Below are 21,962 nucleotides of genomic sequence, written 5' to 3'. Positions count from 1 at the left end.
CCTCTGATGTTTGCCATCCTCAAGCGCAAGATGCAGGACGTTCAAACCCTGTCGGCCCTCGCCACAGCCGCCGAGCAGGTGGCGCGCGGCGCAGGGCGCGTCAAGCCAGGCTCGGAGCATTTCGTGCTCGCGGCGCTGGGCCTGCCGGACGGCTCGGCGGGGGAGGTCTTTGCCGCCCTGGGGCTGAGCGAGGCCGGGTTTCGCGAAGCGCTTGTCTCGCAGCAGCGGCAGGCCTTGGCGAGAGTCGGTGTCGAGCTGCTTGCCGAGCCCAACGAGAGCGCGCCACGGCCACCGGCCGCACCCGCGCCGACGCTCTACGAGGCCGAGGCCTCGGGCCAGGCCCTGGTGCAGCGCCTGGCCGCTAGCGCCCCGGCGCGCGCGCCGCGAGCGTTGAGGGGCGCGGATGTGCTGCTGGCGGTGGCGCAAGAGGAGCACAGCGTGGCGGCGCGTGCCTTCCGGCTGCTCGGGGTGGGCTCCCAGGCGCTGGGTGAGGCGGCGCGCGGCGTGCTGGCGCCCGAAGCCGCGCATTGAGCCGGCCAGCCCACAATGCCGCGCATGAGCCGCGACTCCAGCCCTGACGCCAACCTCTACCGCCAGCACCTTGCCGCACTCCAGCAGCGGGCCGAAGCCGCGCTGGCGGCCACGGGGCATGAGGCCCTGGTCATCGCCTCGGGCATCGAGAAGTTCGCCTTCCTGGACGACCGGCCCTACGGCTTCCAGCCCAATCCGCACTTCAAGCACTGGGTGCCGCTGACCGAGCACCCGCACTCCTGGCTGGCCGTGCGCCCGGGGCGCAAGCCGCGCGTGGTGGTCTACCAGCCGGCCGACTACTGGCATGTGCCGCCCAGCCCGCCCAGTGGCGCGTGGGTGGACGAGGTGGAGCTGGTGCTCATCAGCGAGCCCGAGCAGGCGGTGGCGGCGCTGCAGGATGTGCTCGGCCCGCGCACCGCCGTGATTGGCGAGCTGGATGCCGCACTGCCTGGCATTACGCCCAACAACCCCGAAGCGCTGCTGCACCGCCTGCACTGGGCCCGGGCCTGCAAGACGCCCTGGGAGCTGGCGCAGATGCGCGCGGCCTCACGCCGGGCCGCGCCCGCGCATGCGGCTGCACGCGCTGCCTTTCTGGCGGGCGCGAGCGAGGCCGAGATCCACCGCGCCTACCTGGTGGCCAGCAGCCACACCGACCGTGACCTGCCCTACGCCAACATCGTGGCGCTGAACGAGCACGCCGCCGTGCTGCACTACCAGCATCAAGACGTGGCCTCGCCGCCGCAAGCCCGCAGCCTGCTGATCGATGCCGGCGCCCAGGTCAACGGCTATGCCAGCGACATCACCCGCACCACCGCCGCACCCGGGCACGAGCGCTTTGCCGCGCTGATCGAGCTGATGGAGCGCGAGCAGCTTGGCCTGGTGGCCGAGGTGCGCGAGGGCACGGACTACCGCGACATCCACCTCAGCAGCCACCATCGCCTCGCCCGCGTGCTGCTGGAGAGCGGCCTGGCCCGCCCCGGCACCAGCGCCGAGGCACTCGTGGCCGAGAGGGTGACGCACGCCTTCTACCCCCACGGCATCGGCCACCTGCTGGGCCTGCAGGTGCACGACATCGGCGGCCACATGGCCAGCGAGCTGGGCGGCACGCGCGAGCGGCCTGAGGGCCACCGCTACCTGCGCCTCACGCGCACACTCGCCCCCGGCATGGTCGTCACCATCGAGCCCGGGCTCTACTTCATCCCGATGCTGCTGGACGCGCTGCGCGCCAGCCCCGCCGCCGCCGCGGTGGACTGGGCGCGGGTGGCAGAGCTGGCGCCCTATGGCGGCATCCGCATCGAGGACGACGTGGCCTGCGGCGCGGGCGACGCCGCGCCTGAGAACCTCACCCGCGAGGCCTTTGCGCGGATGGGCGACGCGCAATGACCACCTCCAAGGCCGTCGATGCGCTCTACGCCCAGCTCTACCCCGAGCTGCGGCGCCTGGCGCATGCGCGGCTGCGCGGCCCCGGCCCCGCGATGCTCAACACCACAGCCTTGGTGCATGAGTCCTACGAGCGCTTGGTCGCCGCAGCGCCCGAGGCGTTTGGCGACCGCGCCCACTTCCTGGGCTATGCCGCGCGCGCCATGCGCTCGGTGCTGGTGGACCTGGCGCGTGAACACCAGGCCGACCGGCGCGGCGGCGGCGCGGCGCACCTGGCCATCACCACCGGTTTTGGCGAGCAGCTGGCCGCCAGCGCCGAGCCCGAGCTGCTGCGCGTGCACGAGGCCCTCGACGAGCTGGCCCAGATCGAGCCGCGCCTGGCCCAGGTGGTGGAGCTGCGCTACTTTGGCGGCCTCGCCAACGACGAGATCGCCAGCCTGCTGGCCGTGGGCCTGCGCACCGTGGAGCGCGACTGGGAGCGGGCACGCTCTTACCTGTTCTCCATCCTCAAGGTGGATTGATGGCGGTTCCGGCCTGCCGAATCCGTTAGGCCATCCATGAAGCTCGAACGCCATGAATGGGCCCAGCTGCTGCGCCACCTCGACACCGCGCTGGACCTGACCGAGCCCGAGCGCCCCGCCTGGATCGAGGCCCTGGCCCTGCCGGCCCGGCTGGATGCCGCGCTGCGCGAGATGCTGCAAGACCGCCGCGCCATCGAGACGGGCGACTTCCTGTCGCAGGGCGCTCGCGTCTGGGAGGCCGGCGCCGCGCTGGGCCCCTGGCTGCTGCTGCGTGAGCTGGGCCATGGCGGCATGGCCACCGTGTGGCTGGCGCGCCGGCTGGACGGCGCCCACGCGCGCGAGGTGGCCCTCAAGCTGCCCCACCCGCGCTGGGGCTCGCGGGTGCTGGCGGAGCGCTTTGTGCGCGAGCGGGCCATCCTGTCCACCCTGCAGCACCCGCATATCGCGCAGGTGCTGGACGCAGGCGAGTCCGCCGGCCAGCCCTGGCTGGCGCTGGAGTACGTGGAGGGCCGGCCCATCACCGAGCACGCCCAGGCGCTGGGCCTGGACGTGGCGGCACGGCTGCGCCTCGTGCTGCCGGTGCTGCGTGCGGTGGAGCATGCCCATGCCCAGCTCGTCATCCACCGGGATCTCAAGCCCGCCAACGTGCTGGTCAGCGCTGCGGGCGAGGTCAAGCTGCTGGACTTCGGCGTGGCCAAGCTGCTGGACGACGAGGGCCGGGGTACCGACACCGCCCTCACCCGCGAGAGCGGCCGCGCCCTCACGCCGCAGTACGCCAGCCCCGAGCAGATTGCCGGCCGGCCGCTCGGCGTTGCCAGCGACGTCTACTCGCTCGGCGTGCTGCTCTACGAGCTGCTGACGGGCCGCCTGCCCTACCAGCTGCGGCGTGCCAGCGCGGCGGCGCTGGAGGAGGCCATCCTGGCGGCCCAGGTGGCTGCCCCCAGCAGCGCCGTGGCCGACAAGGCGCTGGCCCGCCGCCTGCGAGGCGACCTGGACACCCTCATCCTCAAGGCCCTGCACCCCGAGCCTGCGCAACGCTATGCCTCGGCGGCGGCGCTGGCCGACGACATCGAGCGCCATCTGCAGGCCCGGCCCATCCTGGCCCACCCGCCCAGCCTGCCCTACCGGCTGCGCAAGCTCTGGCAGCGCCAGCGCCTGGCCCTGAGCGCGGGCGCGGCACTGCTGCTGGCCCTGGCCGCGGGCGGCGCCGGCACGCTGTGGCAAGCCCAGCGCGCGCAAGACGAAGCCGCGCGTGCCCAGGCCGTGCAGCGCTTCCTCGTCACGCTGCTGCAAACGGCCGACCCCCAAGGCGGCCAGGCCCGCGAGCTGACCGTGGGCCAGCTGCTCGACCTCAACGCCGGCCGCATCGACCGCGAGTTCAGCGGCCAGCCCGAGGTGCAGGCCCAGCTGCTGCAAACGCTGGCCAATATCTATGTCGAACGCGGCGAGGCCGCCAAGGGCCGGCCGCTGCTGGAGCGGGCCGTGGCCCTGCATGCCCAGGCGGGCCGTGCGGGGCGTGAGCCCCATGTCCAGGCGCTGGTGGACCTGGCCGAACTGCAGGACGAAATGGGCGACCACAGCGCCGAGCGCCGCACGCTGGCGCAGGCCTCCGCGCTGGCCACCGAGTACTTTGGCCCGGCCCACCGCTGGGCCGCGCCGCTGCTGGCCAGCGAGGCGTGGCTGGCCCTGAAAGACGGCCGTCTGGACCAAGCCCGCCGCCTGGGTGAGCAGGCCCAGACGCGCTTCGGGCCGCCCAGCCCGCAGTCGCTGCGCACGGCCGGCTCGCTGGCCACCATCTACATGGCCCTGGGCGACCTCAGCGCTGCCCAAGCCGTGCTGGAGCGCAGTCAGCGCGACGCCCAGCGCCTGGGGGGCGAAGGCAGCGTGGACCGCTTGATGACGGGCTACAACCTGGCGCGCCTGCGCTTCATCGTTGGCGAGTACGCGCAAGCCGAGGCCGAGCTGGCGGTGCTGCTGCCGCAGTTCGACCGCCTCGCTGGCCCGGGCCAGGAGCGCACGCAGTTTGCGCGCGGCCTGTGGGCGCAGGTGCTGGCCGCGCGCGGCCGTAGCCCCGAGGCCGTGGCCGAGGCGCGGGCCAACCTGGCGGCGGCCCTGGCCGCCCAGCCCCCCGATAGCGACATCGTGCAAGCCCAGCGCGCCACGCTCGCCAATGTGTTGCGCCAGGCCGGCCAGGCGGGCCAGGTGGCCGAAGCCCTGCAGCTCGCCCAGGCCGCGCTGGCCGGCACCGAGGCACTCAACCCCCAGCCCACCTCGCACCGCGAGGCCATCCGCCGCGTGCTGGGCGAGGTGCAGCTGGCCGCCGGCCAACGCGAGGCCGGCATTGCCACGCTGCAGACGGCGCTGGCCGGCGTGCGCGCCCTGAACACCAAGGGCGCCGACCTGCAGCAGCCCCTCATCCAGCTGCTGCTGGCCGTGGCCCAGCGCGACACCGGCACGCTCGCGCGCAGCGCCTGCGAGGCCCGCGCCGCCCACATGGACGAGGCCCGCCCGGCGATGCTGCGCTGCCGCGTCATTGAGGCCTGGCTGGCCGCGCTGCCAGCACCCGAGGCCGGGCGTGCCGCCTTTGTGGCCGCGCGTGACCGGCTGCTGGCGTCCGAGCTGCACCCCCGCCACCCCTTGCGGGCCGAGCTGCTGGCCCTGGAGGCCGAGCTGGCGCCGCCCGGCCCGGCAAAGCAGGGCTTGCTCACCCAGGCCGACCGCCTCTACCGCGAGCTGCTCGGCGCGCCCTTGCCGCAGCCCTTGCTCGTGCTGCACTGACGCCCCCCTACGCCTAGGGGAGCGTGCGCCCCGCGTGGCGGTTTTGGCGCCGGCATCCCGTGTTCCTGATCAGGCACTCATGCCCGCGATCGGAGCCTTTCCATGAACCCTTTTCTCCGCCATCACGTCGCCTGGCTGGCGCTGCTGGCCCTGCCGACCCTGCAGCCGGCGCACGCGGACTTCAGAACCAACCTCGTCGCCGGCAGCACGGCTAGCTTCAGCAGCAATGTGGCGGGGCAGTCGGTGTTCGACAACCACCGCTACGACTACGACCAATGGGCCAATGGCAGGGGCCAGTCCTTCCTGTCCACCTCGCAGGCCGGGGGCGAGTACGACTTCCCCATCGACTTCGCGGTCGTGAACGGCAAGTACACGACGCCCATCGCCTGGGCGCGGCGCTCGGTGGACCCCGTCTATGCCCTGTTCAATGCGTCGGCCGACAACGGCGTGCTGCGGGCCACCGCGAAGCTGGAAGGCGCCCGTGCCATCGGCGTCTCGGCCCCGCGCCCGGCGCGGCCGGCTGAGACCTATCCAAGTCCTGTCCAGGTGTTTGGCGGTTCGGCCGGCGGCTCCGTGCGCGTGGACACGACGCACCGCGTGTTGCCTATCGGCGTTGCCAGTGGCACGGCAGTTGGCACAGCCACCCTCAGCGGCGTCGTCACCGGCGGCATCCGTGGCAACGGGGAGGGCGGCTTCACCGACATTGAAGACCTTCGTCGCATCTTCGACCCCAGCGTGGCGTCGGCCTGGTTTCGCTTCAGCGCCACGAGCTTTGTCTCGGGCTGCCCGGGCTGTGGCAAGAGCCTGGCGTTCAAGTTCGGTGCGCCGGCCTTCCCCAATGGCACGCAGGTGGGCGACAACGGCAACTTCTCCGTGCCGTGGAGCGTCGAGGTCGACATCACGGCCTTCTACCAACTGCGCACGAGCATGGAGCTGGGCGTGGGGGTCAGCGGCACGGTGTCTGACGCCATCGCCAGCTTCGGCAGCACGGCGCGGCTGCAAACGATCACCCTGTCCGACGGCTTCCAGCTCGACATGTCGGCGGGCGACCTGCTGCGCAGCGGCAATACCTACACGCTGGTGCCCACGCTGGCCGTTCCCGAGCCGGCGAGCTACGGGCTCTTCGGCCTCGGGCTGGCGTTGGTGGCCTGGCGCCGCCGCCCTTCCCGCGCTTCCCGCGCTGACGGAGCCGCAGCATGAAGGCAGCACGCACCGTTCTGGCCTTGGCCGTCTTGAGCACGCTGCTGGCCACGTCTGCAGCCCAGGCGCAGCGCATGACCCGCACCGACCTGCCCGCCACGCCGGGCGTGGACCTGATCCCGCTGGCGCTCAACAACCGTGGGCAGGTGGTGGGTCAGCTCGCCCAGGTTGTCGATGGCAGCTCGCAGGCTTTTGTGTGGAGCGAGTCCACGGGCGTCCTGGGGCTGGGCACCTTGGGGGGCAGCTTTGCGAGGGCGTCGGCTATCAATGACCGGGGGCAGATCGCGGGCATCAGCGAGGGTGCTTCGGGTGTGACCGGCTTCCTCGTCCAGCCCGGCGGGCCCATGCAGGCGCTGAGCCAGCTGCGGTCCGTCGCGGGCCTCAATGCTGCCGGCCAGGTGCTGGGCCTTGGGGGCGCGCCGACCTTCAATGCTTACCTGTACGCCGACGGGTTGACGCGACTGGCGCACAGCGCGCCGGATGGCGGCCTGCGCGTCAGCGGCTTGTCCGACACCGGGCGCATCGCCGGGGCCATGAGCTTCAACGCGCTGCTGCCTGCCGAGCCTTTCAGCTATGACCCCGCGACCGGCCTCTACGAGCGCCCGTTTGCCGGCTACGCCGGGCTGAGCGTCGTTCAGGCGCCCGTGCCCTCGCCCGATGGCCGCTCGGCCGTGGGCGTGCTGACCGAGCCCACGGACCGCAGCCGCTCCCGGGCCTTTCTGTGGCGCGACGGCCTGCTCAGCCTGCTGCCGGCATCTGGCGCTGCGGAGGCCACCGGCGTCAACGATGCCGGCATGGTGGCCGGGCGCAGTCAGATGGCCAGCGGCAACTACCACGCCACCGTCTGGCTGGGCAGCCGTGCGCTGGACCTGCACACGCTCAACGACTTTGGCGCGGGCGGCTCGGCGGCGATGGCCGTCAACGCCTGGGGCCAGGTGCTTGTGGGCCGCAGCGAGGGCGGGCTGGATGCCGGCAGCGTCATCACCCTGCACCCCGACTGGGTGGGCGGCGATGGGCTCTGGGCATCGGGCCGCAACTGGAGCTATGCCGGCCTGGACCCGATCGCGATGGCCCCGGGGCCCATGCACGATGTGGTGATCCAGCCCACCGGCAGCGCCACCGTGCGCGGCGCCGCGCTGGCCGAGGTGCGCAGCCTGCGGGTGGGCGGCGCGGTGGGCGAGATCGTCACGCTGGACTTGAACGGCGGCACCACGCGCACGCTGGTCGGCACGCAGCTGGCCAGCCACAGCGTGCTGACCGGCAGCGGGCGCCTGGCCGGCGAGCTGACCGTGGACTACGGCGCGCGCATCGAGGTCGGCGCCGGGCAGCGCCTGCAGCTCACCGGCGGCAACGTCGACCATGCAGGTGCCTTGCGCGTGTCGGGCGCCACGGCGTCGCTGGAGGTGGGCGGCGGCTTCACCAACCGCCTGCTGGGCGAGCTGCGCGTCACGCAAGCCAGCGCCACCTTTGCCGGTGCCGTCACCAACGAGGGCCACATCCTTGCCACCGGCGCCGAGCTGGTCTTTGCCGGCGGCTTGGCCAACGCGGGGCAGCTGGGCGTGAGCTTTGGCGCCAGCGGGTTGGCCGGCCCCATCGACAACACCGGGCTGGTCGTCGTCAGCAACGGCGCGCTGGCCAGCTTTGCGGGCGACATCGCCAACGCGGGCGAGCTGCGCGTGTCGGCCGGCGGCGCGGCCAATTTCTTTGGCGTCGTCAGCGGCGCCGGGCGCATCACGGGCAGCGGGCAGGCGCGCTTCGAGGGCGGGCTGTCGGCCACCGGCAGCGTCACCATAGACTCGCTCGCCACGCTCGGCGCGGCGGCCTTGACGACGCTGGCGCTGGAGGGCGCCAACGAGCTGGACTTCATCCAGGCGGTGCGCCTGGAAGGCGGCACGCTCAGGTTGAGCTGGGCCGGCGCAGCCGGTGCGCATGCCGGCCAGCAGTGGGATTTGTTCGACTGGCAGGGCGGCGTCAGCGGCCAGTTCGACAGCCTGCAGCTCCCCACCCTGGCCCCCGGCCTGCGCTGGGACACCGGCGCGCTCTACGCCAGCGGTGAGATCGGCATCAGCGCCGTGCCGGAGCCCGCCACCGGGGGGCTGCTGGCGGCAGGCCTGGTGGGCATTACGGGCCTTACGGGCCTTATTCGTCGTCGCCGCCTGGGAGTGAAACATGCAAGCTAAAACCATCCTCGCCCTGCTGCTGCTGGGCGCCTTGGCGCTGCCCGCGCAGGCCCTGCTCATCGACGACTTTCATGATGGCTTCAGCACCGTTGAAGTGCCGCTGATGACGCCCGATGCCGACGGCAGCCTGCGGTCCAGCACGGCGGCCAGCGTGCCGGGCGGCATGCGCAGCCTGGGGCTGCAGCCACTGGCAGGCTCGTCGGCGCTGAGCTTCATCGCCGTGGAGGACCGAGGCCGCCGGCTCGACGCCATGCGCCTGGGCACCCAACAGCTCTACGTGAGCTGGGGCTATGGCCAGGGCGCGCCCATGAACCTCGACTTCAGCGGCCAGGCCGCGCTGCGGCTGGAGTTGGAGTGGTTTGGCGCCCAGACCCTGGCCGGGCCCTGGGATGCGCGCGCGCTCAGCCTCACCGTCTACGCCACCACGTCCAACGGCGTGGGCCTCAACCCCAATGGCTCGGCCCTGAGCGCGGTGCTCAGCCCCACCACGGGCGCCTGGCTCGACCTGCCGCTCGCCAGCTTCAGCACCAATGCGTCCACCGGCCTGCCGGTGAACTGGGCCGACGTGTACAGCCTGCTCTTCGTTGTCAGCGAGACCGGTGTGCCGGCCGGGCTTGCCGGCTTTGGCGTGCACGCCGTGTCCACCGTGGCCGTGCCCGAGCCCGCCAGTGCCGTGCTGGCGCTGGGCGGCCTGATGGGACTGTGGGGCCTGTCGGGCTTAGCAGGCCTGAAGGACCGGTTGGCCCGCTCTCGGCGCGGCGGGTTCGGACGGATCGCTGGTCATGGCCTCATCGTGTCTATCCGTGGACTGAGGTCGCTGCGGCGTCACTTCGTCGCACGCTGGCCCGGCTAGGTTCGCGTGGAGGCCACGATGCGGTTCAACACTGAACGACGGAACCGCACCGTGAAAGCTCACCCGATCCCGAACGCCGCTGGATCAAGCGCCGATCCCCTCGCGCAGGCGCTGGGTCTGGCGCCAGCCTCCATGGGCACGGCCATGAAGCGTGGCGCATGGAGGCTGTTGGCTGTTGTGCTGCTGGCTTGCATGCAGCCCGCCACAGCGATGGTCACCGAGCCCTTCAGCTTCCAATCCGGTGGGCATCGACTCTCTGGATTCCTGGACAGGCCCGACGAGGGCGTGGCGCAGGGCGTGGTCATCATCATTCATGGCTATGGCCGCACCGATGTGAAGAGCCAGACCTCCTGGGCCGACCTGCGGCAGCTCTTCACCTCGATGGGTCTTGCTACCGTGGTGTGGGACAAGCCCGGCTGTGGGCACAGCGAAGGGGAATTCGATGCCAATCAGCCGGTGGCCGACAGCGCGCGCGAGGTGGTGGATGCCGCCCAGGCTTTGCGGGCGCGCGGCGTGGCGGGGGCGGCGCACATCGGCTTGTGGGGCATCAGCCGCGCGGGATGGATTGCGCCTCTGGCCATCCAACAGGATCGGGCCATCGCCTTCTGGATTTCCGTCAGTGGTGTGGATGATCAAGAGAGCTTTGGCTATCTGCTGCACACCAATCTGCTGATCGAAGGGCGCACGCCCAACCAGGCCCAAGAGCTGACCGAGCAATGGAAGCAAGGTGGCGCCACGCTTCGAGCGGGCGGCAGCTATCAGGACTACCTGGCGGCCACGCAGGACTTGCGCAAGGACCCCTTCCTGATGTGGCTGGGCTTCAAGGCGGACGAGCCAGGCTTTCGGCAAGAGCAGGCCCAGTGGCTTGCCAAACCGGGGCAGGTTCATCCCGAAACCGGCTTGGTGATCTACGTGCCCGGCTTTGCCGACATCCTGGCGCACATCGATATTCCGGTGCTGGCCGTCTTCGGCGAAAAGGACAGCTCCGTGGATTGGCGCCGCACCCAGGCGCTGTATGAGCGAACCCTGGGGCGGAACCTGACGGTGCTCAGCTTCGCCAACGCAAACCACAACCTCCATCAGGCGAAGACGGGGGGCCTGCGGGAAATGATGGAGATGCAGCGGCGCGAGCCCGTGCCGGGTTACCGGGAAGCGATGGCGGCCTGGCTGCGCCAGCGCCTCCCGTTGCAAGCGGCCAGCGGCGGTGAGCCCGGCTTGAGGCCCCAGCCTCAGCGCAAGACGCCCGCCGTGGTCAGCCGCTGGCAGTAGGCCACCAGCACGGCCGTCAGGGCGCCCAGGATCATCGGCATCGCCCACAGCGCGCCCATGGCCTCGCGGCCGCCCTCTGAGAGCACCAGCACGTGCAGCATGTAGACCAGGCTGCCCGCGAGCGACACCGCGAACAGGCCCGTCGCCACATGGCGCCGCAGCAGCAGGGCGGCCGAGCCGCACAGCCCGCCCCAGACTGACAGCGTCCACCCCGCCACGGCCCAGTGCGGCACCGCGAGGAAGTAGGCCACCTGCGACTCGCTCATGCCGCTGTCTCGGTAGTAGGCCGCGCCCCGGGCGATGCTCATCACGTGGTCGAAGGAGGCCGCCAGGCTGTAGAGCAGGAAGAGCCCGCCCAAGACCCAGGCATGCCAGGGCAGTGGGCGCGATGGGGGTGAAGGGCGTGATGGGTGGTAACGCGGGGCGGCATTCATGGCGGGGCTCTCCTCCGGTTCGTGTTCAGGCACCGCCAGACGTGGGCGGCGGGCAGCGGCGGCACTGTGAGGCCGGACGCGGGCCATGTCGCGCACGGTGCGACTGACGCGGGGCGCGGCGGGATGAACTGCAGCTGAGCACGATGGCCGAGGGGCGATGGCGCAGCCTGCGTCAGCCCCCGCCGGCCTCCGCCAGCGCCAGCCGCGTGGTCTCGTCGGTGGGGAAGAGGTGCTCCACCTTGAGCGACGCCAGCGTGATGTCCAGCGGCGTGCCAAAGCTGGTGATGGCCGAGAAGAAGCTGAGGATGCGGCCGTCCTGCGCGCGCAGGCGGAAGGCCAGCACCGGCAGGTTGCCGGTCTCGACGGCGGCCCAGGGCGTGAGGTTGGGGCGCAGCTCGTCCAGCAGCGCGCGCAGCCGCGGCAGGTGCTCGGCCTCGCGGCTGGCGCGGGCCCACATCTCGCCGCACAGCCAGGCTTCGTCCACGCACAGGCTGCGCAGGCCGCCGGGCATGAAGGTCGTGCGCAGCAGGTTCAGCGGCTGGGCGGTGAGCGCCTCAGCGGGCAGGCCCAGCAGGCCGATCAAGCGCATCAGGCCTTCATTGGCCATCAGCAGGTTGTACTCGCCGTCCAGCACCATCGCAGGCGTGGTGGGGCCGCTGGCCTGCAGCAGCTCGTCCAGCGCACGGCGCACCGGGGCCATCTCGGGCGCGTCGAGCGAGCGCTCGCCGTGGGCGGGCGCATAGCCGGCGGCCAGCAGGGCCTGGTTGCGCTCTTCCAGCGTGGCGCCCAGGGCGTCGAGCAGGGCGATCAGGGTCTCGCGGCCGGCGCGGGCGCGGCCGGTCTCGATGCAGCTGAGGTGGCGTTGCGACACGCCGGCGCGCAGCGACAGCTCCAGCTGGCTGACGCGGCGCGACTTGCGCAAGGAAGCGAGGGTGGCCGTCATAGCGCCGCATTCTGCGGTGCTGCGCTGCACGGCGGCGATGACCTGCAAGGTCATTGCGGGTGCGCACTCCGCCGCCGAGCATGGCCCCCATGTTCAACCCACCGGAGATGTCTCCATGCGCACCGCTTTGATCCTCGCCTTCGCTGCCTTCGGCGCGTTTTCGCTCTACGTGATGTGGCAGGTCGGCTACCTCGGCATCTGGCAGGCCGGCATGAGCAGCCCGGGCGCCTGGCAGGTGCTGGTCGACCTGGTGCTGATGTCCTGCATCGCCCTCGGCTATATGTGGCACGACGCGCAGCGCACCGGCCGCAGCGTGTGGCCGTTTGCCTTGATCACGCTGGCGGCCGGGTCCTTCGGGCCGATGCTCTACTTGCTGCTCGCGCCGCGCCGCACCCTGCAGCACGCACCCGCCTGAGTCGATCTGGCGGAGTGAGCTTCGTCGTAGGGGCAGGGGCGCCGTGCCCCACCCCTTTGATCGGAGCCCACATGAACCACTACCTCGCCGTCTTCACCGGCTCAGCCGCCACCAATGCCGCCTCGGGCTGGGACGCTCTCAGCGAGGCAGACCGCAACGCCCGCATCCAGGCCGGCATGCAGGCCTGGGGTGCCTGGATGAGCCAGCACGCCGCGCAGATCGTGGTCACCGGCGGCCCCATCGGCAAGACCCTGCGGGTGGACCCGCAAGGCGTCTCGGACGCGCAGAACAACATCTGCGGCTATGTGGTGGTGCAGGCCGAGTCGCACGAAGCAGCGGCCAAGCTCTTCGAGAAGCACCCGCACTTCAGCATCTTCCCCGGCGAGGCGGTGGAGGTGATGGTGTGCTTGCCGGTGCCGGGGGCCTGAGCGGCGGGTGAACAGGGCGTCGGCACAATCCGGGGGGCTGCCCGTCTGCCTTCCTGCCCATGACCACCCCTGCACCGACCCCGCCGGAGCCCCTGCCGCCGCCAGCGCGTGACGTGGCCCTGGATGGGGCCAAAGGGGCGCTGATCTTCCTGGTGGTGCTGGGGCACACCTTCCAGTTCGCCGTGCTGGGCCGGCATGGAGACCCGCTGGTGGATGGGCTCTTTACGGCCATCTACAGCTTTCACATGCCCGCGTTCATGGCCCTGGCCGGTTGGCTGGCGCAGCCGGGACTGTCGCGCCGTGACGGGCGCGGGCGGCTGGCCCTGCGGCGCTGCCTCAGCTACCTGATCCCCATCCTCACCGTGACCTTGTTGACGGAGCTGTTTTGGTCCGTGCAATGGCCGGCAGCCGGACTGCGCAAGAGTCTTTCGGACCTGTTCTGGCATGGCTTGACCACGCTGTGGTTCTGCTGGGCCATGGCCTACGGCACCGTGATCCTCTTCATCGCCGAGTCCTTGCGCCTGCGGCTGTTGCTGGCCGCCGTGCTGCTGGGCGCCTTCATGCTGCTGCCTGCGCATGGGCACTGGCAGCTGTGCCAGTCGGTGCTGCCGTTCTATGTGCTGGGCTATCTCGCCTCGGCCTACCGGGGTGTGTTGCAGGGCTGGCGGCGCTGGCTGCCCTATGTCGGGCTTGCGGCCGGTGTGGGTGCGGTGGTCGTCGTGCTGGGCTTCTGGAGCCGTGAGGCCTATGTCTACATCACCGGCATCAAGTGGGCCGGGCCTGATGCCCACTGGACGCTGTTGCGCTATGGGGTTGGTGCCCTGGGCTGCCTGGCCTTCTTTGGTCTGTGGCCATGGCTGTTCAGCCGCATGCCGGCCCGGCTGGCCCAGGGCCTGGTGGGCTGGGGGGCGTCCAGCATGCGCACCTATGTGCTGCAGACTCTGCTGTTCAACGGCACCACCTGGGCGGGTCTGACCCTGCTGATGCTGGGCCAGGCCGCTGCGCTCAAGTGGGCGGTGGCCCTGGCGCTGGCGTTCGGCATCCAGGTGCTGTGCACCTTGGCGGGCCAGGGTCTGGCGCAGTCGCCCGTGGTGGCGGGCCTGCTGTTTGGCACGCTCAAGGCGCCGGCGGGGGGCCGGCGCAGCGCTGGGGGGCTCTAAAAGAGCCGTCTCTTTTTGAGCATTACGCGCCTTGGCGTGGCTTCCTACAGTCCGGGCCACACCAGACACGGCACGCCACTAGGGCCTGTCCACACTACGGGAATGGGTCGCGTTGTGATCAAAACAGCCGCAGGCAAGGCGCAAACCGCAAGTCGGGGTCTGCCCCCGACGAGGATTTGCAACGCCGCATGCGGTTGTTTTGATCACAACCCTCCGGGAAGGCCCGCCGCAAGGGGTCACTCGGCGTTTCGCCTCTGGCCCGCACGCGAGTGCGGGCGGCGAGCCGCGCCTTGATTGGCCCCTTGCGACGGGCCTTCGCGACCCATTCCCGTAGTGTGAACAGGCCCTGGAGCGGCCGGTTGAACCCAAGGAGTCCCCCCATGCCCTCGACCCTGCCTCCGCTGTTGCAGGACAGCGCCCACCTCCACCACCCGGCCCTCGTGGCCGAGGCGGTGGACCAGATCAGCCAGACCGTGCAGCAGCTGCTGCTGGCCGCGCTGGAGCGCGCGCGGCGCTTGCCGGCGCCCTCTGTGCAATCTGCGCCATCGGCCCTGCCCGTGCCGCTGAGCGCGCGTGAGCAGGAGGTCCTGCAGCGCATTGCCGCCGGCGACAGCAACAAGCTGATCGCGCGGGCGCTGGACCTGAGCCCGCACACCGTCAAGCGCCACGTGGCCAACATCCTCGACAAGCTGAACCTGCCCTCGCGCGTGCAGGCGGCGGCCTGGTGGACGGCGCGGCAGCTGGTGCAGCGCACGCAGGATCATTGATGCCAGCCAGTTCCCTGACCATGCGCTGGCCGCTGTCGCCAGAGCCCTTGTTGAAGGATGCGCTGGACCTCTGGTCCTCGCGGGCGCTGGCCGCTGGCCAGCATCTGGGCCTGTTTGCCGAGCTGGGCAAGGGCCCCCGGACGGCCTCGCGCCTGGCCGCCCTGCTGGGCCTGGCCCCCGACGCCACGCGCGACCTGCTGGACGCGCTGCTGGCGCTGGGCTGGCTGCAGCGTGAGGGCGACGATGCCGACGCCGTGTACGTGAGCACGCGCACCAGCGCGCACTTCCTCGACCCACGCAGCCCCGGCTTCATGGGCGAGCTGCTGATGGCCGCGCGACAGCCGCTGACCGGGCCCGACGACGCCCTGCTTGACGACGCGCTGCGGCTTGCAGGCCCAAGCGGGCGCTCGGGCCTGCCCCCGCCGCCAGCCTGGGCGGCCGCGCAGGCCCTGGTGCGCGAGCGCATGGCCAGCCTGCATGGCGAGGCCCTGGCCCAGTGGCCCAGCTGGGCGGCGCTGGGGCAGGTGATCGACCTGGATGGCGCCGGAGCGCACCTGGCCTGTGCCTGGGCGGCGCGCTGCAAGGGCCGCCAGCCGGGCTTTGCCGTCGTCCGCCCCGCTGCGCAGCTGCCACTGGTGCAGGCCCAGGTGCAGGCGGCGGGGCAGGCCTCGCGCGTGCGGGTGCTGGCCGGGCCCGTGGATGGGCTGCCGCCCGGCAGCCTGGCCGGCGGCGGTGATGCGGTGGTGCTGAGCCTGCTGCTCCAGCCGTTGGCTGCGGCTGAGCGGCGCGCCCGGCTGGCCCAGGCCCGTGCTTGGCTGGCGCCGCAGGGGCGGCTGCTGATGGTGGACCTGCTGGCCGACACCGCCCGGCGTGAGCAGGTGCCCGCCCTCGTCTTTGGCCTTGCGGCCCGCATGATTGGTCACCCGCACGGCGTGCTCACCGAAGGCGAGCTGCGTGCCGACTGCCAGGCCACCGGCCTGCGCGATGCCGAGTGCCTGCCCCTGCCCGGTGGTGCCTGTGCGCTGGTGGCCGAACGGGCCGCTTGAGCGGGGCCGCGCTGGCTCGCCTCATCCTGTTGTTCATCCTGCTGTTGGGCGGAGGGCCACCTGCGGCCTCCGTATCATGCGCGGCGCCGTACGCTGCGCCGCTGCTTCGTCGCTCGCCTCTCACGCGTTCATGACCCTGTCGCCCGCTTCGTCACACGTCCCCCGCCTGCGTTACCGCCTGACGCAGGAGGACGACCTGCCCGAGTGCCTGGCCCTCATCCCCGAGTGGCTGGCGCTGGGCCCGGCCGTGACGGCGGCCCTGCCCGGCCTGTGGGCCAGCATGTACCGCTGGCCCATGGTCCTGACCATGGTGATGGAAGACCTGGCCCTGCCGCGCGGCCAGCGCATCCAGGCCTGGGGTGTCGGCCTGCTGCTGGGCCCGGCCGAGGTGGCGCAGCTGAAGCTGGACGCACTCCCGCCGCCCGGTGTGGCCCGCCGCACCTACGAGGCCCTGCTCGACGGCCGCCTGCCCGAGCTGGACGACGCCACCCTCGGGCGCCACAACGCACGCGGCGAGATCTCGGGCCTGAGCCTGCACTTCTGCTCCCGCCCCCTGCAGTTCGAGCAGGCGGCCACCCAGGCCCTGATCACCATTGCCAACGACAGCTTTCGGGCCAGCATGTGCGGCTACCAGCTCCGCGCCCAGTACTTCGAGAACCACGTCCAGACCGAGCCCTTCATGGCCACCGCCGGCTTCCAGCGGCGCCCGCGCCCGCCCGAGCAGGAAGCCAGTGGTCTGCAGTGGTGGGGCATGACGCGTGACGAGGCCCGCGCCATCCTGCCCGGCTCCACCGTGCGCGCCTTGTTCGACGCCCACCCGCCGCGCTTTCGCCTCTCGCTCAGCCAGCGGCGCATGCTCTGGATGGCGCTCTTCTACGAAGACGACGAGCAGCTGGCGCAGCAGCTGCAGCTGTCGTCCCATGGTTTGAAGAAGCTCTGGCGCGGCGTGTACGAGCGCATCCAGGACGGTGTGCCCGACTTCTTCGGCGACGACCTCGGCGCTGACGAAGAAGGCAAGCGCGGCCCCGAGAAGCGTCGGCAGGTGCTGGCCTATGTGCGCCAGCGGCCTGAAGAACTGCGCCCCTGGAACCCCAGCGCGCCGTGAGCACCTTGCTACGTATGATCCGCCGCGCTCGCCACCCCAAGGGCTTTGTGCCCACCTCCTGCCAAGCAGCTGCCCATGGCCCGCATTGACCGCCCCGCTCACGTGCTGCGCATGGTGCACCGGCCCATGGCACTGGCCGATGTGGACGAGACCCTGGCCCTGCTGCCCGCGCAGGTCTCCACCGACGCCGCCGAGCGCGCCGCCATCGCCGCGCAGTGGGCCGACCTGATGCAGCTCGCGCCCGCCGTGCAAAGCGGATTGATGGAAGACCTGGCACGGCCGCTCGGCCAGCGCATCCTGGGCTGGGGCGTGTCGCTGCTGCTGTCGCCGGCCCAGGCGCAGGCCCTGCAGCTGCATGCCGAGCCCCAGGCCTTTCTCGCGCGGCGCGTGTACGCCGATCTGCGCGCCGGCCGGCTGCAGCTGATGGACGACCGCGAGGTGGGCCGCTGCAATGCTGCGGGCGAGCTGGTGTGCCTGGTGCTGCACTTCACGCTGCCGCACATCGACATGGCCGACCCGCAGGTGCACAAGATCGTGGCCTGTGCGCAGGAGTCCTTCCGCGTGCACCACACCGGCTTTCACTGGCAGGCCATCTACCTGGAGAACTGCGCCGCGTTCCACGACGTGCACCGCGAGAGCGGTTTTGCCCCGCGTCGCTTTGCCAACGAGGCCGCGCTGGAAGGCCTGCCCGACCCGCAGCGCCCGGTCTTCATGGGCCTCACGCGTGACGAGGCCCGCCGGCGCCTGCCCGGCACCACCTTGCGCAACTGCTTCGAGTGCGAGCCGCCGCGCTTTCGCTTCTCGGCCCAGCAACGCAAGCTGCTGTGGCTGGCCTTGTTTGACGACGCCGACGCCGCAGCCATGCCCGCGCTCGGGGTCTCGGTGCACGGGCTCAAGAAGCTCTGGCGCGGCATCTACGAACGCGTGGAAACCGTCGAGCCCGGCTTCTTTGGCGACGACGCCGGCGACGACCTCGGCGACGGCGAAGCCCGGCGCGGCCCCGAGAAGCGCCGCCAGGTGCTGGCCTATGTGCGCCAGCGCATGGAAGAGCTGCGCCCCTGGAACCCGGCCGCATGAACACCAGCGCTCAGGGCCAACCTCGCCCTATCTCACGCCCCATCCCCCGTCTGCGCTGGCGCCCCACCCGCGAGGCCGACCTGCCGCAGTGCATGGCCCTGCTGCCCGCCTGGCTCGGGCTTGATGACCGCAAGCCCGCGCTGCAGGCGCTGTGGGCCGAGCTGCTCGACGACCCCTCCATCACCACCACCGTGATGGAAGACCTGGCCCTGCCCGCGCCGCAGCGGCTGCTGGGCTGGGGCTGCAGCGTCGTGCTGCCCACCGCGCATGCCAAGGCGCTGGGCCTGCAGGACGACCCGCCCCAACCGCCCGGCCCCATGGTGGCGGGCCTCTACCAGCGCTGGATGGCGGGCGAGCCCCGGCCCGACCTCAAGGCCCTGGCCGAGGCCAATGGCCAGGGCCAGCTGCACCTGCTCAACCTGCACTACACGCAGCGCCCCGCCAACCTGGCCGACCCGCTCGCCCTGGCCGTGCTGGCTGTGGCCAACGACGCCTTTCGCTTTGCCGTGGGCGGCTGGCAGCTGCAGGCCATGCACATCCAGGGCTGCGCGGCGGACGTGCCCATGTTCACCGCCGCCGGCTTCCCCGTGTGCCCTTATGCGCAGAGCGGGCCCTGGGAGCGCCTGCCCGATGAGCTGCGGCCCACCCACTTCGGCATCACGCGGCGCGCTGCCCTGGCCATGCTGCCCGGCACCTCGGTGCGCCAGGCCTTTGACCACTACCCGCCCCGCTTCCGCTTCTCGCCCTCACAGCGCCGCCTGCTCTGGCTTGCGTTGTTCGACGACAGCGACGAGGCCCTGATGGCGCGGCTGGAGGTCTCGGTCCACGCGCTCAAGAAGCTCTGGCGCGGCATCTACGAGCGCATCGAGGACGTGGCCCCCGGCTTCTTCGGCGACGACGCTGACCGCGCCGATGACGACGGCAAGCGTGGCCCCGAAAAGCGCCGCCAAGTGCTGGCCTATGTGCGCCAGCGCCCGGAAGAGTTGCGGCCCTGGGCTTGAGCGCTCAGCGGCGCTGCAGCGCGTTTACCAGCCCATCGCAAGCTGCTTCGACAAGGTCGAGCACCTGTTCAAACGCAGCGGCGCCGTCGTAGTAGGGGTCGGGCACGATGCGTGAGCCCGCCTCGGGCGCGAAGTCCATCAGCAGCTTCAGCCGCTCGCGCCGCTCGGGCGGGCACAGGCGGCGGGCCTCGCGCAGGTTGTCGTCGTCCATGCCGAGCACGAGGTCGAAGTGCTCAAAGTCAGCGGCCGTGAGCTTGCGGGCGCGCAAGGCGCTCAGGTCGTAGCCGCGCTTGGCGCCATGGGCCTGGCTGCGCTCGTCCGGCGGGTCACCCACGTGGTAGCCGTGCGTGCCGGCTGAATCGACCTCGATGTGGCCCAGCCGCGCGGCTTTGAGCTTGGCGCGCAGCACCGCCTCGGCCGTGGGGCTGCGGCAGATATTGCCCATGCAGAAGACGAGGATGCGCTTCATGGCTTGGCTGGGGTTGCAGGGTCGCCGTAGATGGCGCCGCGCCCATGGGTGCCCACGTAGACGCGGCCAAAGGTCTTGGGGTCGCCGCTGACTTGCAGCACCAGGCCCCACTGGTGGGCGTCGTCGTTGATGCGGCGCCAAGTCTGGCCGCCGTCGATGGACTGGTAGAGGCCGTGCTTGTTGCTGACCGTGCCCATCAGGTAGACAGCGGGCTCCTTGCGGCCGGGCGCAGCGCGGCCGAAGCCGAAGGCGTGGATCTCGGTCACTCCGGGCAGGCGTTGGAAGGCTTTGCCATCGGCGGCGCGATAGAGGCCATGGAAGGCCGCCACCCACAGGTCGCCCTCGCGGCCGGGCGTGGCGTAGAGCTTGTCCTGGCCGCCGCGGTCGTCGCCCCGGCCGGAGGCGTTGTGGCTGCCGGCACCCGGGCGCTCGACCTTGCCATCGGGCAGGCTGAGGGCGCGGGCCTGGAAGCTCTGGCCGCCGTCGGTGCTCGCGTAAAGCTGGTCGTCGAACAGGCCCATGGCGTGGAAGCGCTGGGGGTTCACACGGTCGGCCACCACGCGGGTGCCCTTGGGCAGTGAGTCGATGGGCGTCCAGGTGGCGCCCCGGTCGGTGGTGCGCTGGGGCACGCCCCACTCGCGGCCAGCTTTGGGCGTCCAGATCCAGGTCTTGCCGTCGGCCGACACGGCGAGGAACCCCTCGTTGGCCTTGGGGTCGGGCACGGTGGCGGGCTCCTGCCAGGTGGCGCCGCCGTCGAGCGAGTAGCCGAGGTGCTTGCTGCCATTGCGGCCATGGCCGATGCGCACGACGACGTTCGGCGCCAGCTCGCCCCCGGCCACGTCGTGCGTGTTGCCGAAGAAGGGCGGCTTGGGGTTGCCGGGTGCCGGGCGGTCCAGGTCGGTATGCACAAAACCCGAGTAGTCGCCAATGCCCGAGATCAGCGGCACGCCTTGCGTGGGGCTGTGGAAGGCCAGAGGCACGGTCTCCTCGATGCCGCGCGCCTTCATGCGCCAGCGCGTGGGCTCGCCCCGGTCGGCGGCGCGCAGGTTGTTCGTCTCCCACAGGCCGTAGCCGATGGTGACCACGGCGTTGTCGGGGTCGTGGGGGTTGATCTGGATGTCGTGCAGCCAGTGCAGGCCGGTGTCGGCCACATAGGGCGCGTCTACGGGGTCGAACACGGCGCTGTTGCTGCCGGCGTGGACGAGGGCGCGCCAGGTGGCGCCGCCGTCTGTGCTGCGGAACATGTCTTCGCCGCCCGGGCGGCCGACGGAGCTGACCAGCAGGTGGCGCGGCGCCTTGGCGTCCACGCTCACGCCGGTGTAGCCGCTGGCCGTGCGCGCCAGCTCGGGTTCGGGGGTGATCTCGGTCCAGCTGCCCTGCGCGGTGTCAAAGCGCCACACCGCGCCGCCAAAGTGCTTGCCGCCGGGGCCGGGCTCGCTGGCGTACGTGATGTAGAGCTGCCCGTCGCTGGCGAGCGCGGCGCGGTGCGGGCGGTGCTCCTGCGGGCTGCCTGCTACAGGCGCCCAGGTGGCGCCCGCGTCCTGGCTGCGCCAGAGGCTGGGCCGGGTCTTGGTGGCGATGCCGACGTAGATCGTCTTGGTCGGCGCGCCCTTGCTACTGCCGCGCGCGTCGAAGAGCACAAAGACAGGCGTGCTGCGCCCATCGCTGCCGCCCCAGGCGGGCGGCGGGCCATCCACCGGCAGGCGCTGCCAGGCGCTGTCGGGGAAGCTGTCCACGCGCTGGAAGCTGGCGCCATGGTCGCTGCTCTTCCACAGCCCCGCATTGCGGCTGGCGATGAAGAGCACGCGCCCATCCATCGGGTCCACCGCCAGACGCTCGCCATTGCCACGCCCGCCCTCGTTGCCGCCCAGCTTGAAGGGCAGCGGTGTGCGCTCAAACGTGCGCCCCCGGTCGCGCGAGCGCAGCAAGGCGCCATTGGGCACCGAGGGCAGCGTGTAGGTGCCGCAGGCAAAGTAGACGCGGCTCGGGTCGCTGGGGTCGATGGCCAAGCTCTCCACGCCCATCAGGTTCACATCCGCCAGCGGCAGGAAGTCCATCAAGGGCTGCCAGGCGGCGTCACTGCCGTCACGCCCACTGTCCCGCCGGTAAGCGCCGCCCATGTCCGTGCGCGCATAGAGCAGCCCCGGCACGCTGGGGTGGAAGGCAAAGCCGTCCACGAAACCGCCGCCGACGATGGCCACGTTGCGCCAGCTGTAGGGCACGGAGGGGACAGGCTTGGTGGGCGGTGCGGCCTGGGCGACCTGTGCGGCGTTGAGCAGCGTGGCCGTGGCGAAAGACAGCGCGGCCAGTAGGCGTGAGGCGTGGGGCATGGACAGACAGCCGGCACGCACGGCGCGCCGCAAAGGCCAGAGGAAGCGGGATCTTAGGGACGCGAGATGGCCGTG

The 21,962-nt window shown here is 71.5% G+C and carries 20 protein-coding genes; 16 read left to right on the top strand and 4 right to left on the bottom strand.

From position 1 onward, the window contains the following. Positions 1 to 6 precede the first annotated feature (6 nt). The 8 genes from ABDJ85_RS02525 to ABDJ85_RS02490 all read left to right on the top strand — a co-directional run bounded on the left by ABDJ85_RS02525 (position 7) and on the right by ABDJ85_RS02490 (position 10,712). A complete protein-coding gene (locus ABDJ85_RS02525; protein ID WP_347703154.1) occupies positions 7 to 531 on the top strand; it encodes a Clp protease N-terminal domain-containing protein in 525 nt (174 codons plus the stop codon). Between the two features lie 24 nt (positions 532 to 555). Beyond that, positions 556 to 1,914 (top strand): Xaa-Pro dipeptidase, encoded by a 1,359-nt coding sequence (pepQ, locus tag ABDJ85_RS02520; protein ID WP_347703153.1) that lies wholly within the window; start codon positions 556 to 558, stop codon positions 1,912 to 1,914. Further along, entirely contained in the window at positions 1,911 to 2,432 is a 522-nt protein-coding gene (locus tag ABDJ85_RS02515) for an ECF-type sigma factor (protein ID WP_347703152.1), read from the top strand. Before pepQ ends, ABDJ85_RS02515 begins: the two co-directional genes overlap by 4 nt. 36 nt (positions 2,433 to 2,468) lie before the next feature. Beyond that, on the top strand, positions 2,469 to 5,210 hold the full coding sequence (locus tag ABDJ85_RS02510; protein ID WP_347703151.1) for a protein kinase domain-containing protein: 2,742 nt from the start codon (positions 2,469 to 2,471) through the stop codon (positions 5,208 to 5,210). Between the two features lie 102 nt (positions 5,211 to 5,312). Next, positions 5,313 to 6,410, top strand: a complete 1,098-nt coding sequence (locus tag ABDJ85_RS02505; RefSeq protein WP_347703150.1) for a PEP-CTERM sorting domain-containing protein — start codon at positions 5,313 to 5,315, stop codon at positions 6,408 to 6,410. Further along, positions 6,407 to 8,590 (top strand): PEP-CTERM sorting domain-containing protein, encoded by a 2,184-nt coding sequence (locus ABDJ85_RS02500; protein ID WP_347703149.1) that lies wholly within the window; start codon positions 6,407 to 6,409, stop codon positions 8,588 to 8,590. The genes ABDJ85_RS02505 and ABDJ85_RS02500 overlap by 4 nt, the downstream gene beginning before the upstream one ends. Continuing rightward, positions 8,580 to 9,443, top strand: coding sequence for a hypothetical protein (locus ABDJ85_RS02495; protein ID WP_347703148.1), 864 nt, complete (start codon positions 8,580 to 8,582; stop codon positions 9,441 to 9,443). The genes ABDJ85_RS02500 and ABDJ85_RS02495 overlap by 11 nt, the downstream gene beginning before the upstream one ends. A 51-nt stretch (positions 9,444 to 9,494) precedes the next feature. Further along, positions 9,495 to 10,712, top strand: a complete 1,218-nt coding sequence (locus ABDJ85_RS02490) for an alpha/beta hydrolase family protein (protein WP_347703147.1) — start codon at positions 9,495 to 9,497, stop codon at positions 10,710 to 10,712. Here the strand turns inward: ABDJ85_RS02490 and ABDJ85_RS02485 are convergent. Both ABDJ85_RS02485 and ABDJ85_RS02480 read right to left on the bottom strand, forming a co-directional pair. Beyond that, positions 10,673 to 11,146, bottom strand: a complete 474-nt coding sequence (locus ABDJ85_RS02485) for a hypothetical protein (protein ID WP_347703146.1) — start codon at positions 11,144 to 11,146, stop codon at positions 10,673 to 10,675. The genes ABDJ85_RS02490 and ABDJ85_RS02485 overlap by 40 nt on opposite strands. A gap of 172 nt (positions 11,147 to 11,318) precedes the next feature. Beyond that, on the bottom strand, positions 11,319 to 12,089 hold the full coding sequence (locus tag ABDJ85_RS02480) for a helix-turn-helix domain-containing protein (protein ID WP_347703145.1): 771 nt from the start codon (positions 12,087 to 12,089) through the stop codon (positions 11,319 to 11,321). A gap of 115 nt (positions 12,090 to 12,204) precedes the next feature. Here ABDJ85_RS02480 and ABDJ85_RS02475 point away from each other — a divergent pair, with 115 nt between their 5' ends. The 8 genes from ABDJ85_RS02475 to ABDJ85_RS02440 all read left to right on the top strand — a co-directional run bounded on the left by ABDJ85_RS02475 (position 12,205) and on the right by ABDJ85_RS02440 (position 19,088). Continuing rightward, entirely contained in the window at positions 12,205 to 12,504 is a 300-nt protein-coding gene (locus ABDJ85_RS02475) for a DUF2834 domain-containing protein (RefSeq protein ID WP_347703144.1), read from the top strand. Between the two features lie 71 nt (positions 12,505 to 12,575). Continuing rightward, entirely contained in the window at positions 12,576 to 12,932 is a 357-nt protein-coding gene (locus ABDJ85_RS02470; RefSeq protein WP_347703143.1) for a YciI family protein, read from the top strand. Between the two features lie 59 nt (positions 12,933 to 12,991). After that, positions 12,992 to 14,092, top strand: a complete 1,101-nt coding sequence (locus ABDJ85_RS02465; RefSeq protein ID WP_347703142.1) for an acyltransferase family protein — start codon at positions 12,992 to 12,994, stop codon at positions 14,090 to 14,092. A gap of 380 nt (positions 14,093 to 14,472) precedes the next feature. Continuing rightward, positions 14,473 to 14,859 carry a response regulator transcription factor gene (locus ABDJ85_RS02460; RefSeq protein WP_347703141.1) on the top strand — a complete coding sequence of 129 codons (387 nt, stop codon included), beginning with the start codon at positions 14,473 to 14,475 and terminating at the stop codon, positions 14,857 to 14,859. Further along, positions 14,859 to 15,905, top strand: coding sequence for a methyltransferase family protein (locus ABDJ85_RS02455; protein WP_347703140.1), 1,047 nt, complete (start codon positions 14,859 to 14,861; stop codon positions 15,903 to 15,905). Before ABDJ85_RS02460 ends, ABDJ85_RS02455 begins: the two co-directional genes overlap by 1 nt. Before the next feature lie 130 nt (positions 15,906 to 16,035). After that, positions 16,036 to 17,010 (top strand): hypothetical protein, encoded by a 975-nt coding sequence (locus ABDJ85_RS02450; protein WP_347703139.1) that lies wholly within the window; start codon positions 16,036 to 16,038, stop codon positions 17,008 to 17,010. A 75-nt stretch (positions 17,011 to 17,085) separates the two neighbouring features. Then, complete coding sequence (locus tag ABDJ85_RS02445; protein WP_347703138.1) at positions 17,086 to 18,087, top strand: hypothetical protein; 1,002 nt, start codon at positions 17,086 to 17,088, stop codon at positions 18,085 to 18,087. After that, positions 18,084 to 19,088, top strand: a complete 1,005-nt coding sequence (locus ABDJ85_RS02440) for a hypothetical protein (RefSeq protein WP_347703137.1) — start codon at positions 18,084 to 18,086, stop codon at positions 19,086 to 19,088. Before ABDJ85_RS02445 ends, ABDJ85_RS02440 begins: the two co-directional genes overlap by 4 nt. A gap of 4 nt (positions 19,089 to 19,092) precedes the next feature. Here the strand turns inward: ABDJ85_RS02440 and ABDJ85_RS02435 are convergent, their stop codons facing one another. Beyond that, positions 19,093 to 19,557 (bottom strand): low molecular weight protein-tyrosine-phosphatase, encoded by a 465-nt coding sequence (locus tag ABDJ85_RS02435; RefSeq protein WP_347703136.1) that lies wholly within the window; start codon positions 19,555 to 19,557, stop codon positions 19,093 to 19,095. Then, positions 19,554 to 21,887: a WD40/YVTN/BNR-like repeat-containing protein gene (locus ABDJ85_RS02430; protein ID WP_347703135.1), complete on the bottom strand. Its 2,334-nt coding sequence runs from the start codon at positions 21,885 to 21,887 to the stop codon at positions 19,554 to 19,556. Before ABDJ85_RS02430 ends, ABDJ85_RS02435 begins: the two co-directional genes overlap by 4 nt. Positions 21,888 to 21,962 lie beyond the last annotated feature (75 nt).

The sequence above is a fragment of the Roseateles paludis genome (assembly GCF_039872745.1).
GTDB lineage: Bacteria > Pseudomonadota > Gammaproteobacteria > Burkholderiales > Burkholderiaceae_C > Pelomonas > Pelomonas paludis.
This window is presented reverse-complemented; position numbering and strand designations above follow the sequence as displayed.

Excerpts from the sequence above, each read along its gene's own strand:
- ABDJ85_RS02435 (WP_347703136.1), bottom strand. The coding sequence starts at position 19,557 with ATGAAGCGCATCCTCGTCTTCTGCATGGGCAATATCTGCCGCAGCCCC.
- ABDJ85_RS02460 (WP_347703141.1), top strand. The coding sequence starts at position 14,473 with ATGCCCTCGACCCTGCCTCCGCTGTTGCAGGACAGCGCCCACCTCCAC.
- pepQ (WP_347703153.1), top strand. The coding sequence starts at position 556 with ATGAGCCGCGACTCCAGCCCTGACGCCAACCTCTACCGCCAGCACCTT.
- ABDJ85_RS02510 (WP_347703151.1), top strand. The coding sequence starts at position 2,469 with ATGAAGCTCGAACGCCATGAATGGGCCCAGCTGCTGCGCCACCTCGAC.
- ABDJ85_RS02505 (WP_347703150.1), top strand. The coding sequence starts at position 5,313 with ATGAACCCTTTTCTCCGCCATCACGTCGCCTGGCTGGCGCTGCTGGCC.
- ABDJ85_RS02485 (WP_347703146.1), bottom strand. The coding sequence starts at position 11,146 with ATGAATGCCGCCCCGCGTTACCACCCATCACGCCCTTCACCCCCATCG.
- ABDJ85_RS02465 (WP_347703142.1), top strand. The coding sequence starts at position 12,992 with ATGACCACCCCTGCACCGACCCCGCCGGAGCCCCTGCCGCCGCCAGCG.
- ABDJ85_RS02500 (WP_347703149.1), top strand. The coding sequence starts at position 6,407 with ATGAAGGCAGCACGCACCGTTCTGGCCTTGGCCGTCTTGAGCACGCTG.
- ABDJ85_RS02440 (WP_347703137.1), top strand. The coding sequence starts at position 18,084 with ATGAACACCAGCGCTCAGGGCCAACCTCGCCCTATCTCACGCCCCATC.
- ABDJ85_RS02455 (WP_347703140.1), top strand. The coding sequence starts at position 14,859 with ATGCCAGCCAGTTCCCTGACCATGCGCTGGCCGCTGTCGCCAGAGCCC.
- ABDJ85_RS02450 (WP_347703139.1), top strand. The coding sequence starts at position 16,036 with ATGACCCTGTCGCCCGCTTCGTCACACGTCCCCCGCCTGCGTTACCGC.
- ABDJ85_RS02475 (WP_347703144.1), top strand. The coding sequence starts at position 12,205 with ATGCGCACCGCTTTGATCCTCGCCTTCGCTGCCTTCGGCGCGTTTTCG.
- ABDJ85_RS02445 (WP_347703138.1), top strand. The coding sequence starts at position 17,086 with ATGGCCCGCATTGACCGCCCCGCTCACGTGCTGCGCATGGTGCACCGG.
- ABDJ85_RS02515 (WP_347703152.1), top strand. The coding sequence starts at position 1,911 with ATGACCACCTCCAAGGCCGTCGATGCGCTCTACGCCCAGCTCTACCCC.
- ABDJ85_RS02525 (WP_347703154.1), top strand. The coding sequence starts at position 7 with ATGTTTGCCATCCTCAAGCGCAAGATGCAGGACGTTCAAACCCTGTCG.
- ABDJ85_RS02495 (WP_347703148.1), top strand. The coding sequence starts at position 8,580 with ATGCAAGCTAAAACCATCCTCGCCCTGCTGCTGCTGGGCGCCTTGGCG.
- ABDJ85_RS02470 (WP_347703143.1), top strand. The coding sequence starts at position 12,576 with ATGAACCACTACCTCGCCGTCTTCACCGGCTCAGCCGCCACCAATGCC.
- ABDJ85_RS02480 (WP_347703145.1), bottom strand. The coding sequence starts at position 12,089 with ATGACGGCCACCCTCGCTTCCTTGCGCAAGTCGCGCCGCGTCAGCCAG.
- ABDJ85_RS02430 (WP_347703135.1), bottom strand. The coding sequence starts at position 21,887 with ATGCCCCACGCCTCACGCCTACTGGCCGCGCTGTCTTTCGCCACGGCC.